8 protein-coding genes are annotated in these 21326 nt (G+C 70.9%); 2 read left to right on the forward strand and 6 right to left on the reverse strand.

Annotation, left to right across the window (positions count from 1 at the left end; translation table 11 throughout):
- Nucleotides 1–62: 62 nt before the first annotated feature.
- The 4 genes from NZH93_RS13480 to NZH93_RS13495 all read right to left on the reverse strand — a co-directional run bounded on the left by NZH93_RS13480 (nucleotide 63) and on the right by NZH93_RS13495 (nucleotide 5272).
- On the reverse strand, nucleotides 63–1028 hold the full coding sequence (locus NZH93_RS13480; RefSeq protein ID WP_259623376.1) for a ParB/RepB/Spo0J family partition protein: 966 nt from the start codon (nucleotides 1026–1028) through the stop codon (nucleotides 63–65).
- A gap of 1520 nt (nucleotides 1029–2548) precedes the next feature.
- Nucleotides 2549–3520 (reverse strand): D-alanine--D-alanine ligase family protein, encoded by a 972-nt coding sequence (locus NZH93_RS13485; protein WP_259623377.1) that lies wholly within the window; start codon nucleotides 3518–3520, stop codon nucleotides 2549–2551.
- 75 nt (nucleotides 3521–3595) lie between these two features.
- On the reverse strand, nucleotides 3596–4078 hold the full coding sequence (locus tag NZH93_RS13490) for a M15 family metallopeptidase (RefSeq protein WP_276023387.1): 483 nt from the start codon (nucleotides 4076–4078) through the stop codon (nucleotides 3596–3598).
- A gap of 498 nt (nucleotides 4079–4576) precedes the next feature.
- A complete protein-coding gene (locus NZH93_RS13495; protein ID WP_259623379.1) occupies nucleotides 4577–5272 on the reverse strand; it encodes a M15 family metallopeptidase in 696 nt (231 codons plus the stop codon).
- An 85-nt stretch (nucleotides 5273–5357) separates the two neighbouring features.
- On the opposite strand from NZH93_RS13495, the gene NZH93_RS13500 reads away from it, so the two are divergent.
- Both NZH93_RS13500 and NZH93_RS13505 read left to right on the forward strand, forming a co-directional pair.
- On the forward strand, nucleotides 5358–6053 hold the full coding sequence (locus NZH93_RS13500) for a response regulator transcription factor (RefSeq protein ID WP_259623380.1): 696 nt from the start codon (nucleotides 5358–5360) through the stop codon (nucleotides 6051–6053).
- Nucleotides 6046–7128: a sensor histidine kinase gene (locus tag NZH93_RS13505; RefSeq protein WP_259623381.1), complete on the forward strand. Its 1083-nt coding sequence runs from the start codon at nucleotides 6046–6048 to the stop codon at nucleotides 7126–7128. Before NZH93_RS13500 ends, NZH93_RS13505 begins: the two co-directional genes overlap by 8 nt.
- A 32-nt stretch (nucleotides 7129–7160) precedes the next feature.
- Here NZH93_RS13505 and NZH93_RS13510 read toward each other — a convergent pair whose 3' ends face one another.
- The gene (locus NZH93_RS13510) at nucleotides 7161–8387 is read right to left on the reverse strand and encodes a hypothetical protein (RefSeq protein ID WP_259623382.1); all 1227 of its coding nucleotides are present in this window, start codon (nucleotides 8385–8387) and stop codon (nucleotides 7161–7163) included.
- 41 nt (nucleotides 8388–8428) lie between these two features.
- Entirely contained in the window at nucleotides 8429–21286 is a 12858-nt protein-coding gene (locus NZH93_RS13515) for a Tc toxin subunit A-related protein (protein ID WP_259623383.1), read from the reverse strand.
- Nucleotides 21287–21326: the final 40 nt, after the last annotated feature.

The raw sequence follows: 21326 nt of genomic DNA on the forward strand, positions 1-21326 counted from the left end.
CTGGCGCGGCCACGTGCCGCGTGCCCGGATCGTCTCCTTCTTCGCCTCAGCCCTTCAGGCGATCATCCCGCTGCCAGGTCGGTCGCCCGGTTCTCCAGGTGATCGGCGAACGTCCCCCAGACCCGCACGTGGTCCCGCGCGAATCCGGCGACCACGCCGCACAGGTGCGGCGGGACGCCGTGCAGGATGCGGCCCCACTCCTGCCCGTCCAGGGAGTGCATGGCGAGCATCCGCAGCAGGATGCGGCCCGCTTCGGTCAGGCGCAGCGCGGGATCGGCTTTGAGGCGCTCCAGCACGGCGAGGCGATCCCGATCCGCGGCACGGCCGAAGTCGGGTTCCGCCCACCTCAGCGGCTGCGGTTCAGCTCTTAATCGCCTGCTCCCGTCCGGAGTCGGGCTCTCACCCCGCTCGAGCCTGCCCCGCACGTCCCTGACCGTTTCCGGGGAGATGCCGACCTGCTTGGCGACCTTCCTGAGCGAAAGGCCAGGATCGCTGCGGATGAGTTCGGCGGCGAGCTTCCTCCCCTCCGAACCATCGACCGGACGGATGCGCCCGTCCCGCCCGATCCTGGCTTCGTTTCCATTCTCTCCTCCATGTCTGCGCAGGTCGGCCACCGTGCCGGCGGAAATACCGGTCGCCGAGGCCACCCGCCGGTCGGACCACTGCGGATGCGTTCCGATGATCTGGACCGCCGCACGCTTGCGATCGGCGAGCGAAAGCGGCAGACCATGCCGTACATTCGCTTCGACGGCCAGGACGAAAGCATCCGATTCGGTGCCGTCAACGAGCCTCGCGGTGATCTTCTCATCACCTCTGACCCGCGCCGCCCTCAACCGGTGCAGGCCGTCGAGCACCTGCATCGTCGGACGGTGGACGAGAATCGGTGGAAGTTCTCCCTCTGCCGACAACAACGTCTCGACGTGCTCCGGATCCTCACCCGAGGTTCGGGGCGAGAATACGGAAGACAGCCGAGACAACTCGATCTCGACAATAGGAAGAGTGACGATGTCAACTCTTGTCGGATCCATCTAGCCCCCATTGGATCTCTACGCTCTACCTTGCTGCGCGGCACGCGACCCGGCGTCGCCGCCGCCTGCTCGACCTGCTCCGATGATGCAGTAGTCGGGCATTTTTCCTCTCGGTGAAGCGAACTGCGTACACCTGTGCGGCAGCTATCCACTGAAAACACCGGAAAATAGGCCCGAACCCCAGTTTTCCCGCTGATCACCGGCGCGACCGAGATCACGCCTCGCTTGCTCCCATCGGGTGTGATGAATCCACAGCCGTGTACGTCGTCGTCACGCTGCGGAGCGCTTGCCGCCAGCATTTCACCACCCCCCGGTTGCGGACATTTCATCAACTTACTAAGGAGGGGATTGCACCTTTTCCACCCCCATTCCGGACATCCCCCCAATCCTCCGACCGCCACAGGCCACCGCGGATCTCGCGAGCCGTGTCCCCCGAGGCGCACCCGACCAGGTCCGCACCGTCCCGGAGGTCACCGGCAAACGCTTTCCCGCCACCGCGCCGTCCAACTGCCCCTACTCGGCGGTTGGACGCCGCGATCCCGTCCGCGCGCGCCTCGGCGGCGCCGCGAACGGCCTGGACGTCGAAGATCTCCTTGCGCACCACCGGCAGCACGTGCGCGCCGACCGCCACGACGGTCGTCCCGGTGACACGGCCGCGGGACGTGCTCGACCTCGTGCCGCCCGCGCGTGCCGAGGTCGATCCGGTCGACTCGCCTGGTGAAATCCTGATCACCTCGTCGTCGCGAGTCACCGTCATCCCCTCAGCCCCCAGTGAGTGCATGCCATGCCAGCATGGCATGACCAATCGCAGTCGACAATTAACGGACAGTGGCGAAGCCGAAGCAAGAGTTGTCGATCAAGCTCGGCGAACGGGTGTCCGGCAGGTACGGCGCGTGCCCAACGGACCACAACCGGTCACGAAGACGGCGATTTCGGGTGACCCCGTGGGCGATCACGGTGACCGGCGGCGAAGATCCCATGACCGGCTGTCCGACGTGCTACCGCCCACCGCTGTCGTGGCCGCAGAACCGTTGCCCGCACACCGGTTCCGGCGGGACTGTCGCGGCCCGCCGTGCTGCCGGTACCTTCACGGCGAGCGGTCCGCGCACCGACGTCCCCCGGTTCGGCGACGATCCGGGGCCGTGGGCGTGACGGCGGGCACGGTCGTCCGCCCTCGCTCGCGGCCCTCCCGGCGCACACCGGGTTGGACGCCGGTCCGACCGCCACTTCCTCGACACCCGCTTCCCGCGGCAAGCCCGCGGGCACGACCGCGACCCGACCTCCTGGACAACGGATGACGGGCCCGTCCACCGCGACGGGCACCTGCCGGTGCTCCTCCCGGACTCCCCCAGTCCGAAGTGGACACCGGCGCCGGGGGTGGGGCGCACCCCAACCGCCCGAACGGTGGGTGCGCCCCACCTCCGGCCTTGTCCCGCAGCGCGAAACCCCGACCGTCTGCCTCGTCGCACGGCGCGGAACCCCTACCGTCCACCTTGTCACGCGCCGCGGAACCCGTCCGTCTACAGCGGAACCGCCGTCGGCATCGTCGCGGCACCGACCAGGCGGGCGATGAGCTTCTCGTACGACACCCCCGCGACCGCGAACATCCTCGGCACCCGCGACTCGGCCGTCATGCCGGGCATCGTGTTGACCTCGTTCAGGACCGGGCCGTCCTCGGTGAGGAAGAAGTCGACGCTCGCGACCCCGGCGCAGCCGAGCGCGTCGAACAGCGCCAGCGCGGCCTCCGTGACCATGTCGCGGTCCGCGCTGCCGAGGGAGGCGGGCACCGTGCACCGGATCGATCCCCGGTGCTTCTTGGCCGTGTCGACCAGTCCGGTGGCGTGCATCTCCAACGGCGGTGCCGCCCAGCGGCTGCCGTCGGCCTCGCGCAGGACGCCCACGGCGATCTCCCGGCCGTGGACGACGTGCTCGACGAGGATCTGCTCGTCGTAGCGGGAGGCGATGATCAGCGCCTCGTCGAGCTGCACGGCGTCGCGGGCCAGGGTGACCCCGTAGCTGGAACCGGCGGAGACCGGTTTGACGACGACGTCGGTCTCGAAGTCGATCTCCCCCACGTCGGCCGCGTGCACCAGTCGGCCGGGGGCGGTGCGGATCCCGACGGCCTTGGCGACGAGCTTGGTCGCCCACTTGTCCACGCCGATCGCCCCGGCCCGCAGCCCGGAGCCCGCGACGGGTTTCTGGGCGAGGGCGCACAGCGCCGCGAGCGTCCCGTCCTCCCCGCACGGACCGTGCACCGCCGGGAAGACCACGTCCGCCCGTTCGACCAAGGGCAGCGCCGCGGCCAACGAGGCGGCGGCGCTCCTGCCCAGCGGTCGCCGACCGTCCGCCCAGATCCCGTCGCGGCCGATGGTGAGCGCGCTGACCTCGAACCCCTCGGACCGCAGCGCGTCGCCGATGGCCGCGGCACTCCTCAGTGAGACTGCGTGTTCGGCGTTCTGGCCGCCGCCGATGACCAAGACGTGTCGCGTCATGCGTTCGTTCTCTTCACTCGTGGTCCGATGCCTGTGACGACGGTGTCGGGAGTGGACCCGGTCCGAGCACACCGGTCACTGTCGCATCCTCGGGTCCTGGCTGGGGTCCGGGTACATGGGCGGGCAGCCGTTGACGACGGCGTCGGGGCGCAGTTCGTAGTGCCAGGGCTCGTTCTCGTAGATCTGGCACAGCCCGTAGCCCGCGCCGTGCACGGACAGCCACGCCCTGGCGGCGGGGGGTCCGATGTCGACGGCGCCTCCCGCCACGTGGGCGGACGTCTCCGCGGTGGCCACCCACCGGGCGGCCTCCTCTTCGGACCCGTGCTTCACGACCGCCTCGCGCAGGAGCTGGTCCTGGTAGGCCGGGGAGCGCCAGCCGCTGTTGACGACGAAATCGATCCCGTCACCCGCGGCGTCCTCGGCGGCCCGGCGGAGCGCGCCGAGGAAGGCGGGGTCGAGGTTGGCCACGGCCGGGACCCCGTCGTCGAAGACCGTCGTGCCGACGAAGACGGCGCCGTGTGCCTCGCCGAGCGCGCCGGGGTGCGGGACGCGGAGCAACCGGTAGCCGAGGGCTTTGGCGATGGCCACGAAGACGGCTCGCAGGGCACCGACGAGGACCCCGCGAACCCGTCGGGCCGCTGGTGCGAGGAGCCCCGGAATCCGACGGGTCGGTGGTCGTGCCGAGTCGCGGTAAGCCATGGCTACAGTCAAATGACCCCGGTGTTGCCAGCGGGTATGTGGTTTTCGATACGCCGACGATATGTCGGGCGCGGTCGGCCAACCGGGCGGTCTGAGCACTTGGACACCCGGAAATGCCGCATAGGCGCCCATAACGCCGCCCAGGGCCGCCGGTGGCTCCTGTCCAACCCCGCGAGCCGCCCGAACCGGGCTGAACGGGGCTATGTTGGAAAGTTCCACCCAGTCCCGGTTTTCCGGGTGGAACACCCGAACGGCGAAACCGGCGCGCCCGCGGCGGGAGACCGCGAGCACGCCGGTTCGTCGAGTGGTCGGGTGTTCCGGCCCGGCCGCGGGTCCTCCGTCAGCCCTGCGGGCCGCTCAGCGCCGCATCCTGGGGTCCTGGGTGGGGTCGGAGTACATGGGCGGGCAGCCGTCGGGGCGCAGTTCGTAGTGCCAGGGCTCGTTCTGGTAGATCTGGCACAACCCGTACCGCTCGCCGTTCTTGGCCAGCCACGGCAGGGAGTCGGTGGGCCCGAGGTCGATCGCCATCCCCTTCACGTGGGGTGACGTCTCGGGGGTGGCCACCCACCGGGAGGCCTCCTTCTCCGACCCGTACTCGGCGACGGCGTCGCGGAGGAGCTGGGTCTGGTACGACTCGGAACGCCAGCCGCTGTTGACGACGAACTGGACGCCGTCGTCCTCCGCGGCCTTCGCGGCCTTGCGCAGCGCAGCGAGGAGATCGGCGTCGAGGTTGGTCACGGCCGCGAACTCGTCGCCGAAGACCGTCACGCCCGCGGGGACCGCGCCGTCCGCCTCGCCCGCCTGCGCCGACGGGTCCCGCCGCTCACCGCGGTCGGGCTGGCCGGGCGGACCCATGTCCGCGGTGGGCGGCGCGTCGGGAACACCGGTGGACGACTGGTCGGGGTTCGCGCCGATGGCGTCGGACCGGGGGTCCCGCAGGAAGAAGACGACCGACAAGACGACGGCGAGCGCCACGCCGATGACGACAACGGCGGCGATGGTCTTCGATCGCGTACGGCGAGCCGCCGTTCGTGATGGTCCGCTGTAGGTCATGCGACCAGTCAAGGCAACGCGGTGTTGCCGTCGCGTATGCGGATTTCGATATGCCGGCGATACGCCCGGCTCGTAGCATCGGAGCATGCGTGTGTTGATCGTCGAGGACGAACCATACCTGGCGGAAGCCATCCGAGATGGCCTCCGTCTGCAAGCGATAGCGGCGGACACCGCGGGCGACGGCGACACCGCACTGGAACTGCTGAGCATCAACACCTACGACATCGCCGTCCTCGACCGCGACGTCCCAGGCGTCTCCGGCGACGAGATCGCCAAGCTCATCGTCGCCTCCGGCAGCGGTATGCCGATCCTCATGCTCACCGCCGCGGACCGGTTGGAGGACAAGGCTTCCGGGTTCGAACTCGGCGCCGACGACTACCTCACGAAGCCGTTCGCGCTCCGCGAGCTGGTGCTCCGGCTCAGGGCGCTGGACCGCAGGCGCGCGCACAGCAGGCCACCCGTGCGGGAGATCGCGGGTCTGCGGCTGGACCCGTTCCGCCGCGAGGTCTTCCGCGACGGCCGCTACGTCGCGCTGACCCGCAAGCAGTTCGCCGTGCTGGAGGTCCTCGTCGCCGCCGAAGGCGGTGTCGTCAGCGCGGAGGAACTGCTGGAGCGGGCGTGGGACGCGAACGCGGACCCGTTCACCAACGCCGTGCGCATCACGGTCTCGGCCCTGCGCAAGCGGCTCGGCGAACCCTGGATCATCGCGACCGTGCCCGGTGCCGGGTACCGCATCGACGCCCAACCGGACACCGGCCCCGAGGGGGCGGACGGTGGCTAGGGCTCCGGGCTTGAGCGTCCGCTTCAAGCTCACCCTCAGCTACGCCGGTTTCCTCATGCTCGCGGGCCTCCTGCTGCTCGCGAACATGTGGATGTACCTGAGCAGCCTGCCCGACGTCACCACCGCTCCCGGCGCGCTGCCGGGCCGTTCGGTCATCCTGCGCACCTTCGCGCCGGACGCGGGCGCCGTGCTGGTCTTCCTGCTGGTGTTCGGGCTCGTGGGCGGGTGGATACTGGCGGGCCGCGTGCTCGCCCCGCTGACCCGCATCACGGCCGCCACCCGCATGGCCGCCAACGGGTCGCTGTCCCACCGGATCCGGTTGGAGGGCAGCCAGGACGAGTTCCGCGAACTCGCCGACACCTTCGACAACATGCTCGCCCGGCTCGAAGCGCACGTCGCCGAGCAGCGCAGGTTCGCGGCCAACGCCTCGCACGAGCTGCGCACCCCGCTCGCGATCTCGCAGGCGCTCCTCGAGGTGGCCCGCAACGATCCCGAGCAGGACCACGGTGAACTCGTCGACCGGCTGCACGCCGTCAACGCGCGGGCGATCGACCTCACCGAGGCGCTGCTCCTGCTCAGCCGCGCCGACCAGAGGTCGTTCACCCGAGAACCCGTCGACCTGTCCCTGCTGGTGGAGGAGGCCACCGAGACCCTGCTCCCGCTGGCCGAGAAGCGCGGCACCACCATCGAGACGACCGGTGACATCACCACGGCCTTCGGGTCGCAGGCGCTCCTGCTCCAGATCACGATGAACCTCGTGCACAACGCCATCGTGCACAACCTGCCCGAGCAGGGCACCGTGTGGGTCAGGACCAGCCTCCGCTCCAGGACCGCCGTGCTCGCCGTCGAGAACACCGGCGAGAAGCTCTCCCCGCAACTGGTCTCCACGCTGACCGAACCGTTCCAGCGCGGCACCGAGCGGATCCGCGGCGACCACTCGGGGGTCGGCCTCGGCCTGGCGATCGTCAAGAGCATCACCCAGGTGCACGACGGCACCCTCACCATCCTCGCGCGCCCGGCGGGCGGACTGCGCATCACCGTCCAACTGCCCTCCGCACCGCGACCTTCCACCTGACCGGCGGGTGGCCCGCCGGTCAGGTGGAGGGGTCACAGGATCGTGCAGGAGGCGACCGCGCTCTGGTACAGGTCCATGATGGCGGCCGGGACGCCCAGTGAGAACGACCAGGGGCTGCCGCCGCGTTCCTGCCTGGCGAGTTCCTCGGCCACCTCGGTGTCGAACCGGTCGAACCCGTCCTTGAGGGCGGACACGATCTCGTCGACCGTGAACGACCCGCTGAACAGGTCGTCCATGTCGGACAGGATCGCGGGCTTGAACCCGCTGTCCAGCAGGAGCTTCGTCAGCAGCAGGGTGATGTTCGTCCGGCCGTTCGCGTCCTCGAACGGGTGCAGGACGTGCAGGGCGCGGATCAGCTTCCCGATCGCGGCCAGCTTCTTGTCACCGTCGTCGCCCGCGTCCGCAAGTTCCTGACCGAACCGGGCACCGACGGCGTCGACCAGCTTCGGGGCGTCATCCTTGCGGTAGTTCACGTTGATCATGCCGGGGTCGCCCTCGACCCCGGTCAGGCAGGCGTACCTGTACGCCTCCGACGCCCCTTCCCCCTTGGCGGGCACGTAGTCGGCGGGCTGGTTCGGTTTCCTCGCCAACTGCGCGACGAGCTTCAGCTCGGCCACGTCCGCGGGCGCCGGTGCCAGGATGTGGACCGGTTCGTCCACGCCGTCGACGTCGATCGTCTCGGTGAGCAGGTCCGCGGCGATGGTCGTCCGGTTCTCGTCGTGGGACAGCGGGAAGCGCACGTACAGACCCTCGCCGCGGTCGCCGGTGGACCACCTGTGCATCGAATCCTTGATCCTCGTCATGTCGAGGCCCGCGATGGCCAGACCGTGCAGCGTGGCGTAGAACTCGGAGTTGAGCGTCTTGAGCTTCCCGGTGTCCTCGAACACCATCCGGAACACCTTCTCCATGCTCTGCTGGTACCCCGGCGACTGCTCGGTGTCGTAGACGAGCCCAGGGTTCTTGCTGTTCGCCTTCGTCGCGCGGGCGTGGTCCTTCGGGTTGATGTAGACCAGCCACCAGGCTTTCCTGGGCACGTGCCCGCTCAACGACGGTGCCGGGTCCGCGTCCGCGGTCTCCACGACCTCCTGGTCGACGGCCGTCGCGGTGAGCAGGCGGTCCTCCTGCTTGGACTTGGTGACGAGTTTCGGCACGTAGGTCCGCAGGGCCGTCTTCAGCCCGCCCTTCTCGCCCACCTCCGTCTTCCCGTCGCCCGAGCTGTTCTCGACCACCTCGGCCTTGCTGTCGGTCTCGTCCTTCACCTTTGTGGACCGCGTTTTCCGTGGCATGCCAAGCCCTTTCTTCAGCGCACTGCGGCGCGGTAGGTGAGGATCAGGGTGAGGGCGTCGAGCTTCCGCTTGTCGCCCGTGAAGACCAGTCGCCACTGGCCGGTGGCGAGGCCGGGGGTGCCCAGCAGCTTGCCGTCGTCGAGGGCGAGGCGGGGCTCCCCGTTGAGGGCGAAGCCCGCCTCTCCCCCGTCCGCCACGGCGTAGCGGGCGTAGACACCGGTGATCCGGCGGCCCACGATGCCGGGAAGCCGGTCGGGGGTGATGGGCAGCAGCAGTTCGGTGGTGTCGCCCTCGACGAACTCGGCCCACTCGGTCGGGAACGCGGTGGCGACGTCGAAGTGGCGTGCGGTGGGGTACGGCCGGAGCATCCCCTTGACCGCCGTGGCGAAGGACTCCCCGCCCGGCTCCGCCGTGTACTTCACGGTGACCGTGACGTCCAGGACGTCCAGCCCTCCGCGAGCTTCCAGGCGCCACCGGGACACCGCGCCGGAGCCCTCGAACGGCAGGTACCGGTCGTCGTCGAAGCGCAGGTCGAACAGGCCGTTGTTGTCCCGACCGGACTCGACGTCGGACAACGCGACCTGCCCGCTGGAGCGCCAGTCACCGCGCACCGACTCCGGTTGGGCGCCCTTGGGGTCGAGCAGGTACTTGACCGCCTTGGCGTCCGCCGACAGCACGATCCTGCTGTCGAGCTGGGTCAGCGTCGCGTTGACGCCGACCGGCCCGTCCGCCGTGTCGAACGAGACGCTGACCGTGCGGATCTGGCGGCGGTAGTGGCCGGGGAAGTCGCGGTCGAACAGCTCCTCCGTCAGCGCGAACTCGCACGTGCCGTCGTTCTTCAGCGCCAGCAGGGCCATCGGGTCGAGTTGGAGCAGCGAGACCCGCTTGGTGATCTCGAAGCTCCTGGTGTCCCCGGTGACGTGCGCCTGCCCGAGCCGGTCGAGGTCGAGGGTCAGGCCCTCGGCCGCCAGCAGCCCGTTGTGCTTGCTGTCCCAGTAGGACGGTTGGATGAACGCGTCGTCGCCGCCGCGTTCGAACCGGTACGCCCGCTCCGCCGAGCGGGCCAGCTCGTAGGCGGTGTGGTAGGTCTGGAAGTACAGCCCCGACAGCCTGCCCGCCATCCAGTGGTAGAGCTGGGCGCCCGCGAACTTGCCGGTGAGGAAGGTCCCGACCTCGTCGAGGTGGGCCGCCTGCCGGTCGAGGACCTCCAGTTCCCGCTGGGCGACGGCCACCTGGAGCTGCGCTCCGGCGATCTGCTGGCCGATCTGCGCCACGTCGGCGCGCGACGTCGCCAGTTGGAGCCGCCAGTCCTGCGCCTGCCGCTCCTGGTCGGCGCGCACGCCGAGCAGCTCGCCCAGCACGCTGAACCCCTCGCCGAGGGACTCGGATATCTCCGAGCCGAGGCTCAGGGCGTCGCCGACCTGCTCGCCGCCGTACGAGCTGCCGAGGATGAACGGCCCGAGGTAGACCTGCGGGGCGCTGGACGCGATGGCGGCCCCGATCTTCAGCCCGCTCGCGACGAAGTGCGCCGCCGATCCCAGCGACATCATCGCGATCTGGGCCTCCTGCAACGGGGTGAGCCCTTCGTCGATCAGTTTCTCGTAGTACCCGACGCGGGTGTCGGCACCGGTCAGCGCCGCCTGGAGTTCCCGCAGGTTCGCCTGGGCGATCTCGACCTGGTCCAGCCTGATCCGCCGGGTCAGCTCCAGCACGGCGGACTCCTGCCTGTTCTGGAGCAGGGCCAGTTCCTCGCTGTCGCGGCGGTCGAACGCGGCGAGCAGGTCGGCTCCGAGTTGCTTGCAGCGGTCGGCCAGTTCCTGCGCCTTGCGGTGCAGGAACGCGAACCGGTACGCCGGGACGGGCACGGCGAGCGCGGCGGCGACCTGGTCGGCGGACGCGCCGGAAGCGGCGCCGCGGACCAGTGCCCGCACGTCCACGGGCGGCTCGAACAGCGGCAGCGGCCTGCTGACGCCGAGGATGTCCAGCGACGCGCGGATCTTGCGCAGCCGGTCCTCCACCCGGTCCCAGTACTCCAGGAACGCGCTGTTCTCCGGCACGTAGAAGTAGGGGTTGGCGACACCGGCGTGGACCGCTCCGGTGTTCTGGAGGAGGGCTCCGTTGAGCGTCAGGTGCCTCACCGCCGACTCGCCGTCCCCGTCGGGTTCGTCGCCGTCGAGGCCGTCGTAGTCCTTCACGGGCGGCAACACCCGCGGGCCCGTGTCGTACGGCCGGTCGCCCAGCAGGTCGTAGGCGAAGGTGTAGAGCATCCTGGCCTCGTCGACGCTCTCCGCGGTGTGCTGGCGGAACAGCAGGTCGCCCCAGTCGAGCAGGTTGTCGATGTAGGCCATCACCGCGGTCCTGCGGTACGCGATCGGACGCAGCCGCGCGATCCGGTGCGGGTCGAACGGGTCGTCGTAGTACGCGGCCACCAGGCTCGCGCGGTTGCCCGTCATGGCCTTGTACTGGCGTTCGAGCAGCCCGAGCATCGCCACCCGGTCCAGCAGGCGGGCGGCGGCCGTGGACTTCAGCTTGCCGAGCTGCTCGGTCACCGAGGCGATGCCCGTCGCGGCGGCCCCGGCCAGGTACCGCGTCTCGGACGTCGTGAGGGGGCGGTGCCCCAGGAACGCGGGTGCCATCGTGTCGATGACGTCGAGGACCGGGCCGAGCACCGACGTGACGTCCGCCGACCCCAGCGCGTCCAGGTCGGCCCGGCACCCGGCGACGAGGGCGTGCGCGTCCACGGCGAGGAACGGCAGGAAGCGCCAGTAGCGCGCCCGCTGGGTGGGGTCGAAGACGTACTCGTACCAGCGCCGCGCGTCGTCGAACCGCTGCGCGTCGTTGAGCGCCTGGGCGATCAGCATCGGCGCGTGGAAGAAGATCTCCCAGTAGTAGCCGCCGTTGGCGCTGTCGAAGTCCAGGTGCGAGCCGACGGGCACACCCGCCGCGGCGGTCGTCGCCGTCACCTTGATGGTGGTGGCGTCGGACTTCGCCGCGCTGAACCCCGGCAGTTCGTCCAGCTCCTGGGTGTCCGGGGCCAGCAGCGCGTCGACCCCGCCGACGAGCAGCCGCCGGTTGAGCTCGTACGCGGTGCTGGACGTCAGCCGGATGATCTCGACCGGCAACTGCGACAGCTCGCACGGCATCTCGACCTCGGCGCCCGTCGGGTAGGCCGCGTAGTCCTTGCCCAGCAGCAGGAACAGCTTGCCGGATACGGTGAGCGCGCCCGTGAGGTTCTTCGGGAACCCGGACGGCAGGCAGTTCCAGTTGCCCGCGTAGGGGCGCAGTTCCACGGCGCCGGAGGGTTCGCCGTTCGTGCCGAGCGCGCCGTACTGGGTGGCGGTGAGCACGTAGTGCTTGTCACCGCGCCTGATCACGCCGCGCACGCCCGCGACGGGGGTCTTCGGGTAGTTCTCGTCGGCGTGCTCGGGGATGGAGCCGTCCGCGTTGAGCGTGTAGCGGAAGTGCTCGGTGTCGGTGACGAGGTGCAGCTTGCCGTCCGAGACGTACGCCGCGTTGACCTTGCCGTCCGCCTCCAGCCTGGTGGCCTTCTTGCCGAGCTGCTTGGTCTGCACCACGACGGACGCGGTGTGGACCTTGATCGTGCACGTCGAGGCGGTGTTGTCGAACTGGAAGGTGGTGGAGCCGACCGCGATGGTCGGCCCGGCGGTGGTCTCCGGGACGCCGTCGTTGTTGTTGGCCAGTGCCCGCGGGTAGCCGTTGTCCACCGCGTTGACGTCCGCGGTGCTGATCCGGACGTACTGGTCGCCGAAGACGGCGTAGACGCGGCCGTCGCGGTGCACCACGGCGTCCAGCTTCTTCCCCGCGGGTGCCTTCCACTTCTCCCGGAAGCTCCGGACGGTGGTCAGGTCGCCGGAGACCACGTAGCCCTCCAGCTCCCGCGAGCAGAAGACCAGCTTGTCGTGGGAACCCGCGAACACCCCGTCGACCTTCGACCAGGCCGGGAACCCCCGCTCGTTGCCCGCGAGCTTGCGGTGCTCGGCCAGGTCGCCCTGCCTGAGGTCCAGGTTGCCGAAGCGGTAGTACTCGTCACCGGAGAACAGGTACAGGCTCTCGTCGCGGATCACGGCGGCGTCGACCCGGCCGGTGCGGCGCAGGTTCGTGCCGACGATCCCGAACTTCTCGTTCACGTACTTGCGCTTCTGGTGCGACGTCTGCTTGTCCGGCTGGACCACGATGTACTGCCCGGCGGGGCCGTCGAAGTAGTAGCGGGTGCCGTCGGCCAGCTCGAACCCCGCGGTGACGTCCCACGTGGTGGGCAGGTTGTCGGTGTTGTTCGCCAGCGACTCGACCCGCGCCGCCTCACCGGAGAAGACCGGGCGGCACAGGAAGCTGCCGCCCTTGTGGTCCACGCTGACCCAGGTGCCGTCCGTGGTGTCGGCGGGGGCGTTGAAGCGCACGATCGACGCCGGGTCGACCGGCTCGGCGAAGATCCACTTCAGGTCCGCGGGCTCGGCGGGGGCGGTGGTCTTCGTGGTGCGGATCCCGTACAGCTCGGGGGTGAGCGTGAACGCGGACGTGACGCGCTTGCCCGCGGCCAGGTACGAGCACTGCACGACGATCGAGTCGTGCCGGTCGCCGCCGGGGACGGTCCGCGACGCCTGGACGTACAGGCGCACGTCGGCGACAGGTCCGTCCTGCTCGGCGTCGAACGCGAGGACCTGCGCCGCCACCCACTCGCCGTTGAGGTTGCGGAACGAGTAGGAGATCTTCACCTGGTACTTCGGCGGCGGTGACGACACCGCCTGGCCGCCGTCGACCTGCTTGGTCGTGACGGTCGTGCTCGCCGCGCTCTTCGGGGCCACGACCTCGACCGTCGGCCAGAACACGAACACCCGGCCGAACGCGTGCACCGGGCTGACCTGCTCGGCCTCGATGGCGACGTCGACGCGCTGCCACGGCTCCCAGGTCGTGGAGAGCCCACCGGCGTCGCGGAATTCCGCGCTCCGGTAGTAGTAGCGGCGCGGCTCGGTCCTGGTCCGGCCGAACAGCACCAGTTCGCGGGTGTCCTCGTCCGCGCCGTCCTCGGTGTAGACGTAACCGCCCGCGATCGTCAGCCGGGACACCTCGGTGTACTCGTCGAGGTAGCGCTTGTAGGCGGCGAGCACGGACTCCGCCGTGATCTCCTTCTGGAGCAGGTCCTCCTCCAGCGCGGCGAACGCGGGGGTCTTGTGCGCGCGCAGCTCAGGGCGCAGGTAGTTCTCCGGGTAGACGAAGACCTTCCGGTTGGCCTCCCAGAGCCGGTAGTTCTTCATCCACGCCCACCACGTCCTGATCCGGGCGCGGACCTCGTCGGCGTCCACCCGCGCGGGCAGCGCCACCTCTTCGAGGTCGAGCAGGTAGCGGTGCAGGTAGAGCTGCGTGGCCGCGATGGCCTCGCGGACCCGCGACGTGGTGCCCTGCGGTCCCATGGCGACGTCGATGTAGTGGCGGCGGAACAGGTCCCGCGAGCCGCCGTCGCCCGGTGCCACCGCGGCGACGAGCGCGTCCCGCTTGAGGACGTTGACCTCGTCGTGCAGGAGGCCTTCCAGCTTCGCCCACTCCTGGGCGCCCGCCTTGCGTTCGAGGAGCCCGCGCAGGGCCGACGCGGCGGCGGCCGGGTCGTGGGCGCGGTGCAGCTTCGACCAGACCTCGGCGTGGATCGTCGACGGCCCGGCGCCCAGCCGCCGCGCGGTCGCGAAGACGTCGACCAGCTTGAGCAGGAACTCGATCTCGCAGAGCCGTTCCTCGGGGGTGTGCGGCACCAGCAGGGCGCGGTTGCGCCGGGCCCAGCGCACCTCCTCGACGTCCCACCCGAACGCGTCGGCCAGGTACTGGTACGGGTCGTCGGCGCCGTCGACGAAGAACGCCGCCAGGCCGTCGGGGCCGGACCGCAGCAGCTCGGTGAAGCGCGCGGTGGTGTGCACGTCGGTCAGCCGGTAGTCCGACGTCCCGGACCAGCGGTGCCGGAACTCCTGCGGGAACGTGCGGTCGACCCGGTCGAGGTCGCCGGAGTAGCGGACGTACCGGCGCCCGCTGGTCAGGTAGGCGCGGCCCTCGAAGCCGAACGCACCGTCCACACCGGACTCGAAGTCGTCAGGCAGGTCGCCCCAGTCGTCCTCGATCGTGCGGGGGAAGCCGGGGGCGACCACCTCCGGCGGCGACCCGGCGGCGTAGCGGACGAACTGGTCCCCCGCGAACGCGTACAGCTCGCCGGTGGGACCGACGAGGGCGGCGTCGAGCCGACCGGAGTCGAACTCGTTGCGCACCCTGCCCCACTTGGCCTTGACGTCGAGCGGCCCGTCCGGGCCGGTGAACCGCTTGCCCCGGAACAGGTACGTGGCGCCGTCGGGGCCGCGGAACGCCGCGTCGACCCCGTCCTGGAACTCGACGGGCAGGGCCGGGACGTCCAGCTCCGCCGTGATCTCGGTGAGGCCCTTGGGGTAGCCGTCGTCCACCTGGGAGTAGTCGGCCGACGAGTACCGGACGTACTGGTCGCCGGAGAGCAGGTAGACCCGCCGGTCGGCGACGAGTGCCGCGTCGACCCGGCCCGTCTCGGCGATCGTGTTGCGCGGCGCGCCGAGCCGGGTGATCGGGTAGGTGGCCGTCGCCGACGGCGACACCGTGTGGCAGACCCCGCCGACGAGCAGGTGGATGCTGCGGTCGTTGCCGAACACGGCGTCGACCTGCCGGTCCAGCGCGTCGTCGAAGGCCTCCGGCAGGTTCGCGAACGGCTCCTCCAGCCGCAGGTTGCCCGCGGTCCTCTTCGGGTAGCCCGCGTCGACGGCCCGGTAGTCGCCGCCGGTGTACCGCACGTAGCGGTCGCCGGAGAACAGGTAGGTGACCTCACCGCGGTAGACGAACGCGGCGTCGACGCGTCCGCCGTCCGTGGTGAACGGGTTGCGCGACAGGCCCCACCGGTCCCGCGTCGGGGCGAGCGGCCCGAACGCGCCGTCGGCGAACCGCGCGTGCGTCCGGTCGAAGAAGAAGTGGGTCACCCCGTCGGACGCCGTGAAGGCGGTGCGCAGGCCGTCGGGGGCGTCGAGCCCCCGGCCGAATCCGGGGAACAGGCGGGTGATCGGGCGCACGCGCGACCAGCGTTCGGCCGCGGGGTCGTAGGAGACGCAGTTCTCGCCGCCGAGCAGGATCATCGTGTCCTGTTCGAACAGCACGGCGTCGGGGAAGGGGAACCCGTCCGGGACCGGCAGGGCGCTGTCGTCGGCGATCGTCGGGTAGCCCTCGTCCGGCGAGCCGTGGTCGGTGCCCGAGTAGACGACGTGGCGCCTGCGCCCGGTCTCGTCGGGGTGCTCGAACAGGAAGGTCTTCCCGTCCCTGACGAACGCGAGCGCCACGCTGGTGAGCCCGCCCCAGTGCTCGGCGATGGGGAGCGGGTCGCCGTCGATGACCGATCCCGCGCCGGTGTGGACGAAGAACTGGTCGCCGCTGAACAGGTACGTCCTGCCGTCGCGGCCGACGAACGCGGCGTCGACCCGGCTGTCCTGGTGGATCGTGTTGCGCGGGCGGCCCCACTCCTCGGCGAGCGGGTAGGCGCGGTTGAGCCGCGTGTCGAAGCAGGACTGGCCCTTGAACAGGTAGGTGTTCCCGTCGGCGCCGGTCAGCACGGAGTCCAGGCCGGTCCGGAACTCCGGCGGGACGGTGCGCAGGGTGCGCGGCCGGAACTCGCCGGCGCTGGTCTCGTGCCCCTCGATCGCGGACCGCTTGACCCAGCCGTCCCCGGTGCCGACGACGACGCTGCCGTTCTCGACGAAGACGCAGGCGCCCTCGCCGATGCCCGTGGAGTCGTAGCTCCGGTACACCTCGGCCGAGACGGCGTGGAAGTGGTCGCCGCTGAACAGGTACGTGGTGCGGCGGTCGGCGAACGCGGCGTCGACGCCCTCCAGGACGACGTCCAGGGCACCGAGCCCCGGTTCGGAGGACAGGTCCTCGATCAGCCGCGGGTACCCGTGCTGGACGCGCTCGTAGTCGGTGCCGACGTAGCGGAAGTACTGGTCGCCGGAGAACAGGTAGGTGTAGGTGCGCAGCACGTCGGCGCCCTCGGCCTGTTCCCTGGAACGGGTGACCAGGGTGGCGTCGACCCGGCCGGTGCGCCGGACGTTGTTGCGGACGTTGTCCCAGTGCCCCGCGATCAGGGCCGGGTACCGGTCGTCCACCCTGGTGTAGTCGTCCGTCGAGTAGCGCGCGTACCGGCTGCCGGAGAACAGGTAGGTCCTGCCGTCGTGGCCGACGAACGCGGCGTCGACCTTGTCGAACGGCACGCTGTCCCAGTGCTCGCGCAGCGACATCGGCTCGGACCACCAGCGGTGCCGCGCGTCGAAGCGGATGAAGCTGTTGCCGGAGAACAGGTACGTGTCGTTGTCCCGGCCGGTGAACACGGCGTCGACCGGCTGGGCGGCGAAGCCCTCCGGCACGTTCCACCAGTTGTCGGACAGCGGCTTCGGGAACCCGGCGTCCGGCGTGCGGTAGTCGGCGGTGCTGTAGCGGACGGAGTACCGGCTCCCGTCGCCGTGCACGGTCATCCGGCCCGCCCGGCGCCTGATCTGGCAGTTCAGCCCCTGGCCGGTCTGCACCGACCAGTACGCGCCACCGTGGCCGGTGATCCTGGTCGGGGTCAGGCCGTGCTCGGCGAACCGGCTGAGCAGCGCCGGGCTCAGCCTGCGCGCGGCGACGTCCTCGTACAGGTCGGCGGCCAGCTCGAACAGCAGTCCGCCCACGCCGAAGAGGTACGTGCTGCCGTCCAGGACGAAGGCGGCGTCCACCGCGTCCAGCCCGCCCCAGTCGGTGTTGATCTTTCGCGGGTACCCGCTGTCGACCACGGTGTAGTCACCGGCCGAGTAGCGCAGGTACGTGCTGCCGCTGAACAGGTAGGTGCGGCCGTCCAGCCCGGCGAGCGCGGCGTCCACCGTGCCGCTGGGCAGGGCGGGCGGGAGCACGCCCCAGCGCTGCTGCGTCTGCACCACGGAGACGTCGTCGCCGTTGACCGCGGCGGTCGTGCCGTCCTTGAACAGGTGCAGGACGCCGTTCTGGTCGGTGAAGGCGGCGTCGACACCGCTCTGTAACCAGCCGGGAACGCCCGAGATCCGCCGCGGGTGCCCCTCGTCGGCCCGGACACCGGGGTTCTCGACGCTGTCGGAGTAGCGGACGACCTGGTCACCCGCGTACAGCTCGACCGCCGATCCGGTGGTGTGCGCGGCGTCCAGGCGCGCGAGCCCCTCGAACGCGTTGCGCACGCGGCCCCAGCCCGTCGCGCCCGTGAGCACGTGGATCTTCCCGTCCGGGGCCTGGAACGCGTCGAGCGGGCCCGCGGGCAGGTCGCCCAGCCCCTCGCGCTCCCGCCACTCGGCGACCGGCCTCGGATAGCCCTCGTCGACGTGGGTGTAGTCCGCGGACGAGTAGCGGATGTACTGCTCGCCGCTGAACAGGTAGGTGCGGCCGTCCGAGTCGGCGAACGCGCCGTCGATCCGGTCCGGGTCGGCGAAGGTGTTGTCCACCTTGCCCCAGGTCTGCTCCCGCGGCGCCCAGCGGGTGCCACCGGGCTGCCGGGTGAAGGTCCTGGACCCGCCCGCCGCGGTGTGGCCGACGATCCACGAGACGCCGGACGGCAGCGTGAACGCGGCGTCGACGGCCACCAGTCCCTCGAAGCGCGGCGACAGCTCCACCAACGGCGTCGGGGTCGCGCTCTTGAGCGCGTAGGTGCCCGCCGCGTAGGTCCAGTACGCCGGTCCGGCGAACACCAGGACGGTGCCGTCGGAGGACTCCAGCAGGGCGTCGAACGACTGGACGCCCGGCGGGAGCGCGAGGTTCTCCGGGAACTTGCCCGCCAGGTCCTGATCGGTGAACACCGCGGTCACCTCGGCCGCGTCGAGGCCGAGCTTCGCGGCCAGCAGGGCGAACCGCCGGATCCGGCGGTGGGCGAGCCGGAAGTGCGGGCCCACCGGCACGTCCCGTGCGGTGAGCGCGGGCGCGACGAGCGTGTCGAAGGCCTGTTGCACCCCGCCGGTCACGCCTCGGCAGATCGCCGCGGCGGTCTCCTGCGGCACCCCGAACACGTCGGCCAGCACGTCGCGCAACGCCTGTTCCTGCCGGTTCGCCAGCTCGTCGAGCCGGTCCAGCACCTCCGAGACGGCCTGCGCCACGGCGTCGGCCGCCGCGTGCAGCAGGAAGAACACGTCCTTGGCGTAGTCCTCCAGTCCGGGCAGTGCGAAGTCGTGGGCGTTGGTGACGTTGCGGAAGTACGGCAGCCGCCGCTCGGTGACCGCGAGGCCCTCGGTCAGGTGACCGGACTCGACCAGGTGCGCCAGCAGCCCGTCGCGCTCCTCGGCGGTGAAACCGAGGGCGGACAGCGCCGCCGGGTCGAGCCGGTACGGCCGCTCGTCGGCCAGCGCGACCCGGATCTGCCGGACGACCGTGTCCCGCTCGGCGGCCGGGAACTCCCCGCCGAGATCCGGCGTCCCCTCCGGTCCGGTGAACAGCTCCTCGTCCACCACCCGGCCCTCCGCGAGGTGGCGGCCTTCGAGTGCCGTGAGCACGCGCCCGGTCGCGGCCACGTCGGCGATCCCGGCGAACTGCTCGGCGGTGAAGGTGTGCAGTTCGGCGCGCAGCGCCAGCACCTGCCGCTGAACGGCGTCCAGTACCTCCCGGCGGCGCGGGTAGAACTCGATGGCGAGGCCGAACTCGGCCAGTGGCAGCGCGGCCAGCGCCGCCTTGTCCCGGTAGTTCCCGTCCTCGTCGAGGTGGCCGTTGAACACCAGGCTCGCCAGCAGGGCGGTCACCTGCGCGTCGGTCAGCCGCAGCTCGGCGAAGACCTCGGGGGTCGGCCGCAGCGGCTGTTCGGCGAACCGGGTGATCCGCTCGTCCAGCAGGGCGAGGACGGGGCCGGTCACGTCCGCCAGGTCCGCGTTGACCCGGAAGTGCTCGGAGTTGGTCGGCTCCAGGAAGAAGGCCGGGTCGGTGAGGTCGCCGCCGTCCTCCAGGTACCCGTTGTGCACCAGGTTGTCGTACAGCTCCGCGTGGCCGCTCGGGTCGAGGTCGGGCAGCGCGCCCAGGTCGGCGGGGAAGAACGCGGCGGTCTCGTGGGCCACCGCCCCGATCGCCTTGAACAGCTCGTCGCGGTGCGCGCCGAAGTCGCTCGCCAGCCGCAGGCCCTCGGTGGTCCCGACGGCGAGCGTGCCGTCGGGGCGCAGGTGGCCGAGCAGGACGAGGTTGCCGAAGACCTTGGCCTGGAGGCGTTCGCCGAGGCCGAGTCCCTGGAAGTCCTCGGCGACGACCACGCCGAAGTCGGTGACGGCGTCGTAGGCGGCGGTCGCGGTCACGGCGGGGTCCAGGCGCAGCAGACGACTGTCCGAAGTGGACACGATGCCCCGGTCGTACGCGACCAGCACGTCGTGCAGCACCTTGCTCGCGCGTTCGCCGAAGCGACCGCCCGCGAACAGCTCCGGGGTGAAGGCGGCCTGCTCGAACGCCTGGACGAGACCGTCCACCAGCGTCCGCACCCCGCCGTCGTCGGTCTCCCGGCCGCCGCCGACCACCTCGGTCAGCTCCCGGCCGGAGAAGCCCGCGGCCTGCGCCCAGGTGACCACGGCGAACAGGACCTGGGCCAGCCACAGGCTTTCGGCGGGGTCCCCGCCCGCCAGCACCGTGAAGACGTCGCGCTGCGGGGCGACGTCGCCGATCACCGGGAACGTGGTGTACCGGCGCAGCGACGGGTCGCGGTGCAGGGCGTCGAGCACGTCGAACAGCTCGTCCGCCGAGACGCCGAGGGTCGAGGCGAGGTGACCGGCCCGGTGCAGCAGGCCGATCTCCGCCAGTCCCACCGCACCGCGGTCGAACGGGCCGGGCTCGTGCCCGGTGTGGTGCTCGCGGTACCGCCGGACGATCGTGGCGATCTCGCTCTCGGCGACGTCGATCCAGGTCACCAGCCGGAGCCGGTAGTCCTTGTTGTGCGCGGAGAGGAGGTCGCCCGAGCAGCCGCGCACCTCGTCCGGTTCCACCGGGACGGCCAGGCGGCAGACGTCGGTGACGGTGAGGTCGTGGGCGTCGCGCAGCCGCAGGACGGCGGCCAGCGCCCGCAGCGCGGGTGGGTCGACGCGGCCGGCGCAGAACGTGGTGACCGCCAGTCCGAGGTCGGCAGGACTGAGGCCGGTGGCGCGGGCCAGGCGCCCGAACCGGTGCGCCCAGCCGAGCCAGGCGAGCGGCGGCGACTCGCCCCACTCCAGCAGCGTGCCGTCCGCGTTCAGCCCGACCGCGTCGTCGATCGCCACCAGCTCGCGCAGCTCGTCCCCGGACAGGCCGGTGGCCTCGGCGAACCGGGCCGCGTCGCGGAGCACGCCGAGCGACTCGCCCTCCGCGAGCCCGTAGGACACCGCGAGGTCGGCCTCCCCCTCGTCCGACCTCGTCACGACCGCGACGTCCTCCGGTGACATCGCCAGGAGTTCACGGGCGGAGGTGTCGTGGTCGGGCGGCGCGGCGAACAGCCAGTACAGCTCCAGCGGCGTGACCTGGAGGTGCCGCAGGTGGACCCGCAGCGTTTCCGCGTCGAGCGCGAACGGCAGCGCGAACGGGTGCCTCCGTTGGCGCAGGGTGTCGTACGGCGCCGGTCCCAGCTCCCGCTCCAGCACCTCGTTGACCACGTCGAGGTAGGGCGTCTCGGCGAACGTGCCCTCCGCGTCCAACCTCACGCGGCCCAGGTCGGTCCGGCGCTCCAGCAGCGCGTTCCCGCCGAGGTTGGCCTCCATCAGCGCGAGCAGGTCCACGAGGTAGGCGGCGGGCGAGTACACCGATCTCGCGTCCTCGTCCCGCCTGAAGTCGAGTTCGCCGAACAGTCGGGCATAACCCGGAGACGCCTCGTCGCGCAGCACTGGTCCTCCATGGAATCCAGGGTTCGACTCCCGGAGCACG

The organism is Umezawaea endophytica (genome assembly GCF_025061645.1).
GTDB classification, from domain to species: Bacteria; Actinomycetota; Actinomycetes; order Mycobacteriales; family Pseudonocardiaceae; genus Umezawaea; species Umezawaea endophytica.